This window comes from Streptomyces sp. S3(2020) (assembly GCF_013044505.1).
GTDB lineage: Bacteria > Actinomycetota > Actinomycetes > Streptomycetales > Streptomycetaceae > Streptomyces.
The window spans coordinates 1-1,180 of sequence record NZ_JABERD010000520.1 but is presented as its reverse complement, the minus strand read 5'-3'; the positions used below and the strand labels follow the sequence as shown (position 1 = coordinate 1,180).

The window sequence follows — 1,180 nt, the reverse complement described above, 5'->3', positions numbered from 1 at the left end:
CGAGGGCTCTTGAGGGTGTTCGTGTTCTGGATATGACGCATGTGCAGTCGGGTCCGTCGGCGACGCAGTTGCTGGCGTGGCTGGGTGCGGATGTGGTGAAGGTGGAGGCGCCGGGCGGGGATATCACGCGGCGGCAGTTGCGGGATGTGGCGGGTGTGGACTCGTTGTATTTCACGATGCTGAACTGCAACAAGCGCAGTGTCACGTTGAACACGAAGTCGGAGCGGGGCCGGGAGCTTTTGACGGAGCTGATCCGGCGTTCGGATGTGATGGTGGAGAACTTCGGTCCGGGTGCGGTGGAGCGGATGGGGTTCTCGTGGGAGCGGATCAGGGAGATCAATCCGCGGATCGTGTATGCGTCGATCAAGGGGTTCGGGGAGGGCCCGTACACGGGTTTCAAGGCGTACGAGGTGGTGGCGCAGGCGATGGGCGGGTCGATGGCGACCACGGGGTTCGCGGACGGGCCGCCGATGGCGACGGGTGCGCAGATCGGTGACTCGGGCACCGGTATCCATGCGGTGGCGGGGATCCTGGCGGCGTTGTTCCAGCGGGAGTCGACGGGGCGCGGGCAGCGGGTGAACGTGGCGATGCAGCACGCGGTGCTGAATCTGTGCCGGGTCAAGCTGCGTGACCAGCAGCGGCTGGCGCACGGTCCGCTGGCGGAGTATCCCAACGACGATTTCGGCCAGGAGGTGCCGCGTTCGGGGAACGCCTCGGGGGGCGGGCAGCCGGGCTGGGCGGTGCGGTGTGCGCCCGGCGGGCCCAACGACTACGTGTATGTGATCGTCCAGCCGGTCGGGTGGGAGCCGTTGTCCGCGCTGATCGGGCGTCCGGAACTCGCACACGACCCGGAGTGGGCCACCCCCGAGGCGCGGCTGCCGAAGCTGGCGAAGATGTTCCAGCTGATCGAGGAGTGGACGGCGACGCTGCCCAAGTGGCAGGTCCTGGAGGCGCTGAACGCGCACGGCGTTCCGTGCGGGCCGATCCTGTCGACCAAGGAGATCATCGAGGATGCCTCCCTGGCGGCGAACGGGATCGTCGTGGAGGTCGAGCATCCCGAACGCGGCCGCTTCACCACCGTCGGCAATCCCCTCAAACTCTCCGACTCCCCCACCCACATCACCACCCCGCCCCTGCTGGGCCAGCACACCGAAGAAATCCTCATCGGCGAACTCGGCCT

At 67.4% G+C, this 1,180-nt stretch carries 1 protein-coding gene; it reads left to right on the top strand.

Translation table 11 applies throughout. The annotated features are described in order from the left end of the window. The coding region (gene frc, locus HLK59_RS50090) for a formyl-CoA transferase (RefSeq protein ID WP_171148342.1) at window positions 1-1,180 on the top strand (1,180 nt) is incomplete at both ends.